A 14,304-nucleotide genomic window follows, 5' to 3' on the forward strand; every position below is an offset into this window, starting at 1 on the left:
AATCGTGCTGGAGTTCTTGCCGGAGCCGATGCGTGAGCCGACCGTGCTCGCGGTCCCGTTCTTCGTCACCCTGCTGGCCATCGAGTGGTTCGCCGCGGCCAAGCTCGAGCACGATGACACCGACACGGCGCCGCCGGGCGCCTACGACTCGCGGGACGCGCGGTCGAGCGTCTCGATGGGACTGGTGTCGATCGCGACCAGCGCCTTCTGGAAATCCCTCGGACTCCTGCTGTACAGCGTGCTGTTCGCCTATGTCGCCCCGTGGCAGCTGCCCGCGGACGAGTGGTACACGTGGGTGATCGCCTTCCTGGGCGTGGACTTCCTCTTCTACTGGAGTCATCGCGTCTCGCATCGGGTCCGCCTGGTGTGGGCGACCCATCAGGCCCATCACTCCAGCGAGTACTTCAACTTCGCGACGGCGCTGCGGCAGAAGTGGAACATCAGCGCCGCGGTGCTGATGTGGATCCCGCTGCCGCTCCTGGGCATCCCGCCCGCACTGGTGTTCGCCGCCTACTCGCTGAATTTGATCTACCAGTTCTGGATTCACACCGAGCGGATCGGAAAACTGTGGGCACCCATCGAATTCGTGTTCAACACACCATCACATCATCGCGTGCACCACGGACGCGACCCCGAGTACCTCGACCGCAACTACGGCGGGGTCTTCATCCTGTGGGACCGCGTGTTCGGCACGTTCGCGCCGGAGATCCGCCGACCCCGCTACGGCTTGACCAAACCGGTGGACACCTACAACATCCTGCGTCTGCAGACGCACGAGTACGCCGCGATCGCTCGTGATGTCCGCGCCGCATCGTCGTGGCGTGCCCGACTCGGTCACGTCTTCGGACCGCCGGGATGGACGCCGCGCGATCAGGTCGGACAGGAGGCGTCGGTGTCGGCCGCGGATTCCGTCCGTCGATCTCCGTCGGCCGGCCACTGACCGGCGCGACGGGCGCAGGTGACCACCTGTACGCGCGGAGTTGACCCCGTCCCTACGTCATGGTTTCGACTGGGGGCATGCGCACACCCGTTGCCTATCTCGCCTCGTACCTGCTCTCGGTCCTCGGAAACGCGATCGCCGCAGTGGCTTTCCCGCTGATCGTTCTCGATGTCACGGGCAGCGCACTGGGAGCAGGGATCGTCGCCGCGTCGACGGCTGTCCCCGCGATCGTCGCGGGCATGTTCATGGGCGTCGTCATCGATCGGATCAACAAACGCACCTCGTCGGTGCTGACCGATCTGATATCCGCTGCGTGCGTCGCCGCGCTTCCGGTCGTCGACATGATCTGGGGGCTGGCGCTCGGCTGGTTCATCCTCTTCGGGATCCTCGGTTCGCTCGGGGACGTCCCCGGACTGACCGCTCGGGACGCTCTGCTCCCGGCGATCGTGCGTTCCGGTTCGCTCACCTCCGAGCGGCTCGTCGGTCTCCGCGAGAGCTTCGGTGCGGTGGCGCTGCTCCTGGGCCCGGCGCTGGCCGGGACGCTGATGGCCGTGTTCGGTGGCTCGACGCTGCTCTGGGTCACTGCAGCCACATCAGCAGCGGCCGCGGTGTGCACCCTTCTCATCCCTCGTCCCGTCGGGGAGGTGGCCTCGGCAGGTACCCGGGCGGGTGGCGCGTGGGCCGAACTCCGCGCCGGCTGGCGGGTTCTCGCCCGAAGTCGGTTCCTCGTGGCGACGACGATGCTCGGCGTGGCCGCGGTCGTCGTGCTGACCGGCTTCCAGGGCCTGGTGCTCCCGGTCTACTTCACGATGGTCGACGAGCCGGGGATGCTCGGCTTCGTCCTGACGGCGCTGGCCGCGGGATCGCTACTCGGCGGTGGTGTCTACGCGGCCGCCGGTGCCCGTGGGCGGAGAGCGATCTGGCTGGTGGCCGGACTCGTCGGTACCACAGCGGGTTTCGCGGTGATCGCGGGCCTCGCCTCGATTGCCGCGGTCTTCGGTGGCGCGGTTCTGGTCGGGGTCGCGAACGGTGTGTTCGGAAGCCTCATCGGCGTACTGATGATCGAGCGGATCCCCGAAGCGATGAGGGGGCGGATCATGGGGACGCAGAACGCGATCATGACCGCCGCACCCACCGTCGGTATCGTCGTCGCCGCGTTGGTCACCGAGTACGGCAGCGTGGAAGCCGCGGCAGTGGTGGTACCGCTGGTCTGGCTTATCGGCGTCGCACTGTTCACCCGCCCGGTTCTCCGTAACCTGGAGGCCGACGAACAGCGGCCGATCGCACACGAGGCGGTGACAATCGATGCGCAGCGGTGAACTTGCCGGTCTTGCCGGCGTCAGCGTTCGGGCCCTGCGGCACTACCACCAGGTGGGCGTCCTCGCCGAGCCCGCGCGACGCTCGAACGGCTACCGGACCTACGACGTCGAGGATCTGGTCCGGGTTCTGCGCATCAAACGCCTCTCGTCGCTGGGCATTCCACTGGACCGAATGTCCGGCCTCCTCGACGATTCTGCTGGAGCCGGCCCGGGCGCAACCGACTCGTTTCTGGAGGATCTGGATCGCGAACTCGCGGATCAGATTGCGCGACTTCGGGAACAGCGAGCAGCGATCGCGCATCTTCGCACCCATCGCACCTCTCCCGACATCCCGCCCGAGCTCGCCCGGTACTTCGCCGCCTACGCGGATGCCGGGGTGCCTGCAGCCGTGGCGCGAGTGGACCGCGACGGGTCGGTTCTGCTGACCCATCTCGTCGGCGCGGACGGGATGGCCGAGCTCGCGTCCTTCTACGAACGGCTCAGCGACCCGACGATCATCGGTTCGGTCGTCGGTCTCATCGACGAGTTCGGCAGGCTCGGCGCCGATGGCGCCGGCCATGACAGCGCTGACGACATCACAAACCTGGTGGACAGGTTCCTGGCGGTCGTGGCAAAGGCTTTCGCCGACCTCCCGGACCCCGAGCCCCCGATCGAGCTGGGCGCGTCCGCCCGCCTCCTGGGCGAACTCGTCGAGGGGCGTCTCAACGAACGTCAGCGGCAGGCGATTGCGCTACTCACCACGCGCCTGAACACCTGACGATGAGCGTCAGCCGGCCATCGTGACGCGCGAGATCTCGGCCTGGTAGCCGCTTCCCGAACTCGGCAGGCTCGTGAGCCACACCATGACGTAGCGGGTGGTCGGCGGCTGGGCGATCGGAATCGTGGTGGACGCCTGGTCCACCTGACCCGACGCCACCGGCGTCGTCCGGGCGAACGCCGGACGCGCCGACGGCGACGTACGGATCTCGACGCTGATCCCGGGCGTCGGACTCTCGATGGTGACCGACCGCACCGGGCGTTCCGCTCCGAGGTCGAACATGAGGCCCAGCCCCGGCTTGAGTCCGCCGAAGTCCGGACGTCCGCGGTAGTTGTCGGTCTGCCACGGCGGGGCGGCTCCGGTGATCACGTTGCGTACGTTCGCCGAATTGTCCGGCGTCTGCGCGGAGAAGTCGACGACCGAGACCGACTGCAGCGCAATGGGTTGCGGGGCCGCGGGCGTCGGCGGCGGCTGGGCGCCGGGCGGCGGCTGGGCGCCGGGCGGCGGCGAGGGCTCGGTCGTGGTGAGGATCGAGTCGATGTCGCTCGAGCCGCTGCTGCCGCCGAAGATGTTGGTGGCACCCACGATCAGCGCGATCACGATGAACAGGGCGAGGAGTCCGGCCCCGATGAGCAGCGCCAGGTTGCGGCGCGGTGGCTTCTCGTCGCCACCGGCACCCAGTCGGGGCGCCACGCTCACCGGCGGCGGGGCGTCGGCGTCGGTGATGGCCGGCAACATGTCGGTGTTCAGGTCGACGACCGTGGCCTGATCGAGGACGTGCTGCACCGTGGCCGCGGTACGGATCCCGCGGGAACCGTCGAGCGCGCGCGCCGCGACCGCCGAGATCTCGAACGGGATGTCGGGCTTGCTGAGCCGCGGCTCGACCGGCTGGCCGTCCTCACCGGGCGTGGCCACGGGGATCCCACCCACGGGCTCGGTGGAGTCGGCGTTGGTGATCAGCCGGGATCCGTCCGCGGGATCGAGCGCCCAGCGGTTGAGCAGGAGCGCGTACAGCACGGCCCCGAGGCCGCGGACATCGGACGCCTTGTCGTCCCCGGCGAGGGTGCCAGGGAACGCCAGCACGGCATTGCCGTCGTGGCTGATGCGGATGCGGTCGGGATGGTCGATGGACAGCGCGCCACCGGAGCGGTGGGCGATCTCGGCGGCCGCGGCGAGTGAACGCACTGCCCGCGCGGCGCCGATCGGCGACGGTCCCGACCCGGCGACGTCCGCCAGGGACGATCCGGGCACCCATTCGGCGACGACGATGCCGCCCGACGATCCGCGGACGACGTCGAGGACCCGTGCCACTCCGTCGGAGTTGATCTGGCCCAGGCGCAGGGTGCGCGACAACACGGCCTGCGGTCCCTGATCGGACAACTTGGCGGCCTGACCACGCTCGGGCGGCGGTGCGAGTTGCTCGGCGTCTACGAAGGTCAGCGCGACCTCGCGGTCGAGGTTGATGTCCTGGGCCCGCCAGAACTGCAGACCGCGGGTGCCGCCGTGCTGCTCGAGCAGTCGATACCGGCCGCCGGCGACCGCCGCGCCGGGGATGAGGCGCGGTCCGCGGCGGCGTGGGCTCGCCGGGCTGTCGGCCGCACCGGTCTCGGCGGCGGGAGTCGGGGTCGGTGGAGTGGGTGCGTCGCCGGCTCGGGGCTCGGCGGGCGGCCCGGTGGCAGCAGTGGTGTCGACCTCACTGTCACTCACGCGACGGACTCCTCTCCTGCGGTATCTGATGTCGCGCGGTACCGGCGCGCGTTCGGGGATGGGGCGCACATCCCGGGTCGTGCCGATCGCGCCACCGGAGTGTACGGAGTACGACTGCCACGTCGCGGTACCTCTGTCGAAGCGGCGCAGCACCTGTACCTGACCAGAGTACGGGAGCGATTCGTCGCCGGTGACGCGCGGAAACTGAACTGTGATCGCCGGTGACTGTTCACGTTCGGGCTGCGGCGGCGGCGCTAGCGCCGGGATGAACCGGCCGAGGAGACGGCGTACGGCCAGCCCGATCGCGACGACATCCGGTACGCGGGCCGCGGCGAGGCCGGCGTAGGTCACCGCGAGCACCACCGCGGCGGTCAGCCCGAGGTAGAGGACCGACCCCACCTTGCCCAGCCAGCCGATCATGTCGTCGAGGCCGGTGAGTTTCGCTACGGCCCACACGGTGGCGGAGACGCCGACGGAGACGGCGAGGGTGACGACGGATGTGCGTGCGACATCCGAGAGGCGGGCTCCGCGCAGACGGCTGCGGAGCAGGAAGTGACCGACGACGGCACCGACCAGATAGCCCAACCCATTGGACAACGCGAGCCAGCGCACGACGAGTTCGGGATCGTCGAAGAGCACCGGCCCCAGGTACGACGACACCACCTTCACCACGGTGATGCCCAGCGCGATGAACGTCGGGGTCCACGCGTCCTCGCGGGCGTAGAACACGCGCAGCTGGACGAGGGTCATGGAGTACGGGATGAGGGTGAACGCACCCCACGACAGCACCGAACCCAGCTGCGACGCGGAGGCGGCGTCGAACTTGCCGAAGTTGAACACGGCGATGGCGATGGCCGGTCCGAAGAACGTCATGAACGACACGACCGGGACGAGGGCGACCATCGTGAGTCGCGTCGCGAGGGAGAGGTCGTCGACGACGGCCTTGGTGTCGTCGGCGGTGGCGTTGCGTGACAGTCGCGGCATGATCGCGGTCAGGATGGTCACGCCCAGCACGCCGTACGGGAGCTGCAGCAACTGCCAGTGGGTGAAGTAGATGCTGACCCCGGACGCGTCGGCTGACGACGCGATCCGGTAGGTCGCGATCAGTCCCACCTGGAGCAGCGCCACATACGCGACGATCGCGACGGCCATGTTCCCGAACTGGCGCAGGCGCGCGTCGATGCCCCACTGCAGGCGCAGCCGCACCCCCGACTTGCGGAGGAACGGCACCAGTATCAGCGCCTGGAGCACGACACCGGTCGTGCAACCGATACCGAGCACCAGGAGCTGCGGATCGGTCATCCGGACGGGGTTGAGGGTGATCTCGCCGGGCACCGCCTCGTACAGCACGAGCGTGGTGATCTGCACGACGTTGTTCAGGACGGGCGCCCACGCACCCGGCTTGAAGTAGCCGCGCAGGTTGAGGATCGCGATGAACAGCGCGGACAGGCCGTAGAACAGGATCTCCGGCAACAGCAGGTAGGCGAGCGCGGTGGACAGCTCGCGATTGACCTGCCCGTCCCCCAGATTCAGGTAGGTGAGCAGCGGCGCCGCGATCACCGCCAACACCGTCGCGGTCCCGAGGACGACGACGGTGATGGTGAAGATCCGGTTGATGAAGCCCTCGCCGCCGTCGTCGTCCTCGGCCTCGGCCCGGGCGAGCAGCGGGATCACGATCGCCGTCAGTACGGCGCCGAGGACGACCTCGGCGATCATGTTCGGCAACACGTCGGCCGCCTGGAACGCCGAGGCGATGGCAGGGCCGAGCATCGCGAGGATGAGCACGGTCCGCAGGAAACCGGTGATGCGACTGAACAGGGTGGCGATCGCGATCGACCCGCTGGTGCGCAGGATGCTCGAGTCCGAGTCCCGCGCCAGACCGGTCGACGACGCTTTCCCGTCGGGCGCCTTCTCGTCGGGGGTCTTCTGAACGGACACCGCGCCGGCGGCCATCGGACCGTTCGACCGTCGACGGGGATCGGACGCGGTCATGACCCGGGCGTTGTTCTGGTCCGGTGACACGTCCGGCCGCGCCGGCGGGGTCGGTGGAGTAGGTGCCGATGGCGCGGGCGGACGCGGGGCCGAGGGTGCCGGCCCGCCCGGCCGCGGCGGCGCGGGTCGTGGGGCCGCAGACCGCGCGTCGGGCGATCGCGGTGCAGCAGGCCGTGGCGCAGTGGGTCCCGGATCCCGGGACCCGGGCGGGATCCGCGTCGGAGGGACCCGGCCACCCGGAACCCGGTTCGGCGGAATCCGCTGGGGTGCGGCGCGCTCGGGACGCTGGGGCGGCACCGGGCCGGGTGTCCCCGACCGCGGTGCACGCGGCTCATCGTTCCGGGTCACGTCGCTAGGGCCGCCGTCCTCGGGTCGTCTGATGTCGGTCATGGAGGGTCGTCGCCCGGTTCCTCGCCGTGCGTCCGACCCTCGCTCTGCAGGGTACGGCGTCGCTCCTGATACCCGCTTCCGGCAAGCATTCGCTCGAGTTCGTCGGGCTCGGGACGGTCGGCGTCGGCGGGATCGGGCTGGCCGCGGAAACGATGCCAGAGGCGACGCGCGGTGAGCAGGACGAGCGCTGCAGCGGCGATGATCGTGATGTAGAACAGCGGCTTGCCGTACGCGTTGGTGTGCACCGACAGGCTGATCGGCTGGCCCAGTGGCACGCCGGTGACCGTCGACAACCGGATCTGCACACTGATCGCCTCGGAAGCGTCGCCCTGGGTGGGCAGCTGGATCTGCCGGGTGCCGCGCGCCGGGATCTCGATCACCCCGAGGTCGCCGATCTCGATGCCCGCGGGCTCGGACGTGGTGATCCGGGCACGCACCGGGAGCGCGAGATCGTTGCTCACGACCAGCAGCAGCGGACTCCGCTCGGAGGCCAGCGTGTAACGACCGCCGGGATCGAGGATGGTGACCGACTGCGACATCCGGTACAGGGTCGACGAGACCGCGTCGATGCGTTCGGTCTGCGCGCGCCGCAGGTGGGTGTAGACGGCCGACCCCTGGGCATCCGGGGAGCGGATCGCCCGGAGCTGGTCCTCGCGCAGCGGCGACATGTACCGCTCGGGGGTGGCGGCGACATCCGCCGAGCGCACCAGGGCGCCCTCGAACTGCCAGCTGTCCTCGACATTGCGTCGTATCGATCCGGTCGCGTCGCTCGTCAGCACCGAGCCCACCTCGCCCACCGGACCGACCCCGGGCGGGTCGACCAGCCGCGCCTGCTCGGGCGCGGAACCGAGGTCGGCGGCCAGCGTCGACAGCGGAGCCGGTGTCGCGGCACCCGATTCGAGGAGCAGCCGTGCGGTGGTGAACAGGGCCTCGGCGTCGGCGGACGTGGGCGACCAGTACGTCGGGGGCATCAGGAACGCTGATCTGCCGACGACCGGGTCGGGCGACGGGCGTGCCCCGGGTGCGGTCGGACCGGGTTCCGGCGCGGCGATCGCGGGATAGGCGAGGGCACCGATCGCGCTCTGGCGCCTGCTTCCCTCGGACTCGTCGGACAGGTCGACGCGCTGACTCGGAGGCGTCAGAGCGGGGGTGGACGGTGCCGTACCGAGCGCGGCGAACGAGGCGGTGACGGGCGCGTCGTAGGTCTGGGCGGCGAGGTCACCGATCCGGTAGCGGCCGGCGGCGTCGCGGCGACCGACCGGCGCGATGGAGTTCGACGACACCGCGGTCGCGGTCATCTCGGCCTCGGTGAGGGCGGCCGCGCCGTCGGCGTCGATCGCCCCCAAGGCGGGGATCGAGAGACCGCGCACGCTCCGGACGCCGAGCACGGTGTCGATGATGTCCGCCGGTGACCGCAGCGCGGCCTCGGTGAGGCCGGTGTTGCCGATCCGGGTCAGGGAGGTCAGGTCGGCCTGCGCGTACGGCAGGGCCACCACACACATCCGCTGCGCGATCCATCGCAGGGTGGCGAGCCACCGACCGGCGGCCTCCGCGCCGTTGCCGGGCCGGGTCGTCGACCTCGGATCGGCGGGATTGTCGGACACCTCGTACCCCAGCGACATCGCGCGCACCGTGACGACGAGGTCGGGGTCGATCGCCAGGCACATGCTGTCGGCGAGCTTCTCCGATCCGGGCAGTGCGCTTGGTTCCGGGTTCTCCGGTGTCCCGGATGGCGGGGTGTCCGATGGCACCGAATCCGATTGTGCGGGTGGGGGTTCCCCGACGACCCGCTGCAGCGCGGCGAGGAGCTCGGCGAGTCTGCCACCGGCGGCGAGCGACCGCGCCATGTTCTCGTTGATCAGCCGGACCGGTTCGGTGTTGCCGCCCAGCACACCCGGCGCGAGCTGCGGTGGCGCGGCCAACGGCCACACCATCGTCATGCGTGCCGGGCTGGACAGGTTCGCCGACACCGACCCGTCCGGCCCGAGCCCGGCGACCGGGTCGGCGTCGGAGTACTCGGTCGACGGGTCGACGTAACCGGCGGCCCGGGTGTCGTCGGGCGGCAGGGACAACACCGGCAGCAGCATCCGCGATCCCGCGACCTGCGCGGTGTTGCCGTACTCGGGGGTGCCGTTGACGTTGACCTGCATCGGGTACACGCCGGGCTGGGAGATGGCCAGGCCCTGGCCGTCGGGACCGTTGTTGGCCGAGAGTGCCATCGACATGCGGAAGCCGATGCTCTCGCCGGGGGCGAGCGAGTCGGACAGCGCCTCGAAGGGGCCGGCCACGGCGACGGCCGGATCGTCGTCGGCGAGGTCGGTGCGCAGGCCCGCGGCCGACGCCACCGGATCGCCGCGCTCGAGCCGGATGGTGAGGTCGGTGATGGACCGGTCGCCGACGTTGTCGACGCGTCCGCTGACGGTGACCACCGGCCGGCTGGTCGTGGTCACGATGTTCGGGGTCATCGAATCGATGACGATCCGGGCGAAGCGGCTCGGTGACCGGTCCGACGTATCGGAACCGCTGGTGGCCGTCTCCGGCGCCGCCGACGCCGGTCCCACCGCGCCGGACAGGACCGTCAGACCGAGAACGGCCAGGACCACGGCGGAGGCCAGCGTCGCGAGCGCGCCGGACCGCATCGCATGCGAGAAGGCGAGAGAACGAGACGAACGGGGCTCGGCGGCGGACGGGCGCGGCTCAGCCATCGCCGGCCGCGGGCCGTCGTGGACGGCGCCGGCGCCGGCGCGGACGAACCGGGGGCGGTGGCTCGTTGCGGCGCTGGTTGCGCGCGGCGGCGGCTTTCTCATAGGCGTTGGGTTCGGTGCGGATGCTGTCGGCCTCGGACTGGGCCAGCCGGGTGGGGTCGGCGGCGAGTTCGGCGATCACACCCCGGGCCATCCGGGCGAGTCGCCGCTCGTCAGAGTACGTGAGCCGACGCGGGAGCTCGTGTAACGGCACCCAGGCCACCTCGGACACCTCGTAGTCGGCGTCGGACAGCTCGCCGCCCGTGCACCGCAGCAGGTAATGATGCACGGTCTTGTGGATCCGACGACCTTCGCTGACGAACCAATAGTCGATCTTGCCGAGCGGTGCCACCACCGTGCCCTGGATCCCGGTCTCCTCCTCGACCTCGCGGATGGCGGTCTGCTCGGCGGTCTCGCCGGTTTCGATGTGTCCCTTGGGCAGTGACCACATGGTGCGGCCGCGACGGTCGACGCGACCGATGAGCGCGGCTGACAACTGGTCGACGGGGAGGTCGAGGTCGGAGATGACGAGCCCCCCGGCCGAGGTCTCGCGCACGGTGCGGAGTTTCTCGTTGCCCGCGCGGTCGGGGTGGGCGCGCTCGGCGACCGGGCGTTCGGACGCGCGGTCCGCCCGCGCCGTGCGCCGTCGACCCTTCGACGCTTTGCCGCCGGCCTGGGTCAAACCGGTCTTGGTGAGCTTGGCGCTGACGGCGACCATGTCCGACGGCTTCGGCGGGGTGACGCGGGGTCGCGCACGCTCGGGATCGACCGGGAGCTTGTCGACGGGCTCGGCCTCGACCGGATCCGGGCACGCGGGATCGGCGGCCCGGGCGCGGGCGAGGTCATTTGGAGTCGGGTGATGAGTGGTGGGTGCCGGTTCGGAGGCCGGGTTGGGCGAGCCCGGTTTGTGGCCCGGCCGCGAGCCCGCCTGGCCGGGAGTCGGCTGTTTGTTCTTGGGTTGGGCATGACCGCTCTGTTTGTGCCCGTGGGGACTGTGCGCCGTCGGGGTGTGAGCGGGCGCCGCACCTCGGTTCTCGGACTTGCGCCGGCCCCGGCGGCGTCGGCCGCGCCGGGCACGACGCCCCTGGCCGGAGGCGTTCTGCTCGCCTTGTCCGCCACCCTCACCGTGCGCACCCGACGAGACGCCGCTGACGTCTGAAGGGTTGGTCGAGGAATCGGTGGACACTCCACGATGCTAGCGGCTGGTCACCTGCAGTTTGTCCGGACGCCTCCGAGGGCGCGTAGGTTGTGGATTCGCAGTGTCGCGAGTGCGCCGGGCGTGTATGAGTCGTCGCCGACGAGCTGTGCGGCGTCGTCGTCGCGGGTCACGACGGTAGGGTGGCAAGCCGTGAACGACACTTCCTCGTCCGGTGCGGCGGCGTCTGGGCGATTCCGGAATGGGGCAGCCCAGCCGGACCAGGTGCACTCGGCGGACCCGGAACGGCGCACCCGCCTGCTCGCCGCCGCGGCGATCGCACTGCGCGACCTCGACGACGTCCTCGTGCCCCTCGGCAAGCTGTTCGAGACCGCCGGCCACGAGCTGTACCTGGTGGGCGGCTCGGTGCGCGACGCGGTTCTCGGGCGTCTGGGCAACGACCTCGACTTCACGACCGATGCGCGCCCGGAAAAGGTCTCGCAGCTCCTCCGCGGCTGGGCCGACGCGTTCTGGGACGTCGGCATCGAGTTCGGCACGGTCGGGGTCCGCAAGGGTGACCACCTGATCGAGATCACGACGTTCCGAGCGGACTCGTATGACCAGGTCAGCCGCAATCCCGAGGTCACCTTCGGCAAGACCCTCGACGACGACCTGATCCGACGCGACTTCACCGTCAACGCGATGGCGGTCCGGATCGGCTCGGCGGGCGCCCAGGACTTCCGGGACCCGCTCGACGGGATGACCGCCCTGCTGGCCGGGGTCATCGACACCCCCGCCACGCCTGCACAGTCCTTCGGCGACGACCCGCTCCGGATGCTCCGCGCCGTCCGGTTCGTCTCCCAGCTCGGATTCCGGCTCGCGCCGCGCGTGTGGCAGGCGATCACCGACATGAACGGTGAGATCGAACGCATCACCGTCGAACGCATCCGCACCGAGCTGGACAAACTGATCTGCGGCGAGTTCCCGATCGAGGCGATCGACGCCATGGTCGAGACCGGTCTGGCCGAGCGGGTGCTGCCCGAGGTGCCCGGCATGAAGCTCACCATCGACGAGCACCACCAGCACAAGGACGTCTATCAGCACTCCCTGACCGTGCTCCGCCAGGCCATCGACCTCGAGGACGGCGATCCGGACCTGGTGTTGCGCTGGGCGGCCCTGTTGCACGACATCGGCAAACCCGCGACGCGGCGGCACGAACCGGGGGGTGGCGTCAGCTTCCATCACCACGAGGTCGTGGGCGCGAAGATGGTGCGCAAACGGATGCGGGCGCTGAAGTACCCGAAGGCGGTGGTGTCCGACGTGGCGCAGCTGGTCTTCCTGCACCTGCGCTTCCACGGTTACGGCGACGGCGCGTGGACCGACTCGGCCGTCCGCCGGTACGTCACCGATGCCGGCCCCCTGCTCGACAAGCTGAACAAGCTGGTGCGCGCCGACTGCACCACCCGTAACAAGCGGCGCGCCCGGCGGCTGCAGCAGAACTACGACAGTCTCGAGCAGCGGATCGCCGACCTACAGGCGGCCGAGGATCTCGAGAAGGTCCGGCCCGACCTCGACGGCAACGCGATCATGGAACTCCTCGGCGTACCGCCCGGCCCGATCGTCGGACAGGCGTGGCGTCATCTGAAGGAGCTACGCCTGGACCGTGGACCGCTCAGCCGCGACGAGGCGGAGGATGCCCTTCGCGAATGGTGGGCGGCGCGCAGCGGTCAGTGAGGACTGCGAGACTCCCCGGGGCTTTCAGCTCGCCGGCGCGAACACCTCGATCGCGTGCGGTACCGCCTCGAAGACCGCCGGCAGCTCGCCGATGAGGTCACCGTCGACCGACACGAGAGCCGGCGGATCGCAGTACAGCTCGACCTCCGCACCGCGCATGGTCCGGACGTTCGGACTGTCGATGTGCTTGCCGGAGAACACCTTCGGGAAGACACGCGCAATCGTCCAACGTGCCAGCCGCGGTGGGTTGAGCGCGAGGGTCACGTCGAGCCGGCCGTCGGTGATCGACGCCTGCGGCGTGATCTTCATGCCACCGCCGTACGACGTGGTGTTGCCGATCGCGGCGAAGATGAGGTCGGATTCGACGGCCTGGTCGTCGACGCGGACCTGGTAGTGACGCGACCGCAGAGCGAGTAGTTCGAGCAGCGCCGCGATCGTGTACCGGGACTGGCCGCGCGGCCGGCGCATGTCGATGGCCCGCGCGGTGACCGCGGCGTCGAACCCGGTGGCGGCGACCGTGCTGAACAGCGCGGTCTGCCCGTCCGGGAAGCTGACCCGGCCGAGGTCGATGGGTCGCCGGTGGCCGGCCAGGATGACCTCGACGGCGTCGGCCGGATCCAGTGGGATGCCGAGGTTGCGGGCGAAGTCGTTCCCGCTCCCGGCCGGGATGACGGCCAGCGGCTTGCCCGACCCGATCGTGGCCTCGACCGTCAGACGCACCGTGCCGTCGCCCCCCACGACGACGAGGACGTCGGTGTCCCCCCGGGCTGCCTTGCCGGCGAGATCGGCGGCGTCGGCGATGTCCTCGCCGACGATGATCTCCACTTCCACGCCGCGGGCACGCAGCAGCTCTGCGGCGTCGTGGGCGACGCGCAGGCCCGTTCCGTGCCGTGCGTACGGACTGGCCACGAGTGTGGCGTGTTCGATAGTCATATGAGTCGGCCCCCCGCCGTTCAAGTGATCCGTTACAGTGTTACACATCATGGCAATCCGTAACGAGGAGATCGGGGATCTCGTTCTGGATGCAGCACGGAGCTGTCTGCTGCGTAGCGGCGGACGCAAGGTGACTGTCTCCGAGGTGGCCCGACAAGCAGGCGTGAGCCGACCGACGGTGTACCGCCGGTGGCCTGACATCGACGAGATCATCCGCGGGCTGTTGACCCGCGAGGTCCTGGGGGTCGTCGAGGACGCCATCGGCGGACGAGGCGAACCCGCCGATCTGGATGCGCTCGTCGATCGGGTGGTCGCGGTCGTCGGCGCGCTCCGCGACGACGAACTGATCGCCTCGCTGTGGCGCGAGCAGCGAGACTTCATGGCGCCGTATGTCTTCGAGCGTCTCGGTACGAGTCAGCAAGGGGCGCTCGCGATTCTCTCGGACATGCTGTCGCAGGCCCAGGAACGGCGCCACGTCCGGGCGGGTGACGCCAAACGGATGGCGGCGATGGTGCTGCTGATCGCGCAGTCGTTCCTCCAGTCCGGGGCGCTGGTCTCCGACATCATCGCCGAGGGCTGGAGCACCGAGTTGCACGAGATGCTGGCCGGGTATCTGCGTCCGGCCGGTGCGGGCGTCGACGGATGACGTCGTG

The 14,304-nt window shown here is 70.1% G+C and carries 9 protein-coding genes; 5 read left to right on the forward strand and 4 right to left on the reverse strand.

Annotated features, from left to right (window positions below):
* Positions 1-4 precede the first annotated feature (4 nt).
* The 3 genes from ACFVHY_RS05110 (at position 5) to ACFVHY_RS05120 (ending at position 3,016) form a co-directional block, all read left to right on the forward strand.
* Positions 5-940: a sterol desaturase family protein gene (locus tag ACFVHY_RS05110; protein ID WP_390269197.1), complete on the forward strand. Its 936-nt coding sequence runs from the start codon at positions 5-7 to the stop codon at positions 938-940.
* Between the two features lie 77 nt (positions 941-1,017).
* Complete coding sequence (locus tag ACFVHY_RS05115) at positions 1,018-2,259, forward strand: MFS transporter (RefSeq protein WP_390269200.1); 1,242 nt, start codon at positions 1,018-1,020, stop codon at positions 2,257-2,259.
* Positions 2,246-3,016 carry a MerR family transcriptional regulator gene (locus ACFVHY_RS05120; protein WP_390269203.1) on the forward strand — a complete coding sequence of 257 codons (771 nt, stop codon included), beginning with the start codon at positions 2,246-2,248 and terminating at the stop codon, positions 3,014-3,016. Before ACFVHY_RS05115 ends, ACFVHY_RS05120 begins: the two co-directional genes overlap by 14 nt.
* Positions 3,017-3,025: 9 nt before the next feature.
* Here the strand turns inward: ACFVHY_RS05120 and ACFVHY_RS05125 are convergent, their stop codons facing one another.
* From ACFVHY_RS05125 to ACFVHY_RS05135, 3 genes are read right to left on the reverse strand one after another with little or no spacing between them, the layout of a single operon-like run.
* Positions 3,026-7,105 (reverse strand): lipid II flippase MurJ, encoded by a 4,080-nt coding sequence (locus ACFVHY_RS05125; RefSeq protein WP_390269206.1) that lies wholly within the window; start codon positions 7,103-7,105, stop codon positions 3,026-3,028.
* A complete protein-coding gene (locus tag ACFVHY_RS05130) occupies positions 7,102-9,744 on the reverse strand; it encodes a DUF6049 family protein (protein WP_390270326.1) in 2,643 nt (880 codons plus the stop codon). Before ACFVHY_RS05130 ends, ACFVHY_RS05125 begins: the two co-directional genes overlap by 4 nt.
* A gap of 58 nt (positions 9,745-9,802) precedes the next feature.
* Positions 9,803-11,035, reverse strand: a complete 1,233-nt coding sequence (locus ACFVHY_RS05135) for an NUDIX domain-containing protein (RefSeq protein ID WP_390269209.1) — start codon at positions 11,033-11,035, stop codon at positions 9,803-9,805.
* Positions 11,036-11,269: 234 nt separating this feature from the next.
* Between ACFVHY_RS05135 and ACFVHY_RS05140 the strand changes: the two genes are divergently transcribed.
* The gene (locus tag ACFVHY_RS05140; protein ID WP_390270329.1) at positions 11,270-12,718 is read left to right on the forward strand and encodes a CCA tRNA nucleotidyltransferase; all 1,449 of its coding nucleotides are present in this window, start codon (positions 11,270-11,272) and stop codon (positions 12,716-12,718) included.
* 24 nt (positions 12,719-12,742) lie between these two features.
* Here the strand turns inward: ACFVHY_RS05140 and ACFVHY_RS05145 are convergent, their stop codons facing one another.
* Positions 12,743-13,651, reverse strand: a complete 909-nt coding sequence (locus ACFVHY_RS05145; RefSeq protein ID WP_390269212.1) for a diacylglycerol/lipid kinase family protein — start codon at positions 13,649-13,651, stop codon at positions 12,743-12,745.
* 49 nt (positions 13,652-13,700) lie between these two features.
* On the opposite strand from ACFVHY_RS05145, the gene ACFVHY_RS05150 reads away from it, so the two are divergent.
* A complete protein-coding gene (locus ACFVHY_RS05150) occupies positions 13,701-14,297 on the forward strand; it encodes a TetR/AcrR family transcriptional regulator (protein ID WP_390269215.1) in 597 nt (198 codons plus the stop codon).
* The last annotated feature ends 7 nt before the right edge of the window (positions 14,298-14,304 follow it).

The sequence above is a fragment of the Gordonia sp. NPDC127522 genome, from assembly GCF_042672305.1.
Classification (GTDB): Bacteria; Actinomycetota; Actinomycetes; order Mycobacteriales; family Mycobacteriaceae; genus Gordonia; species Gordonia hongkongensis.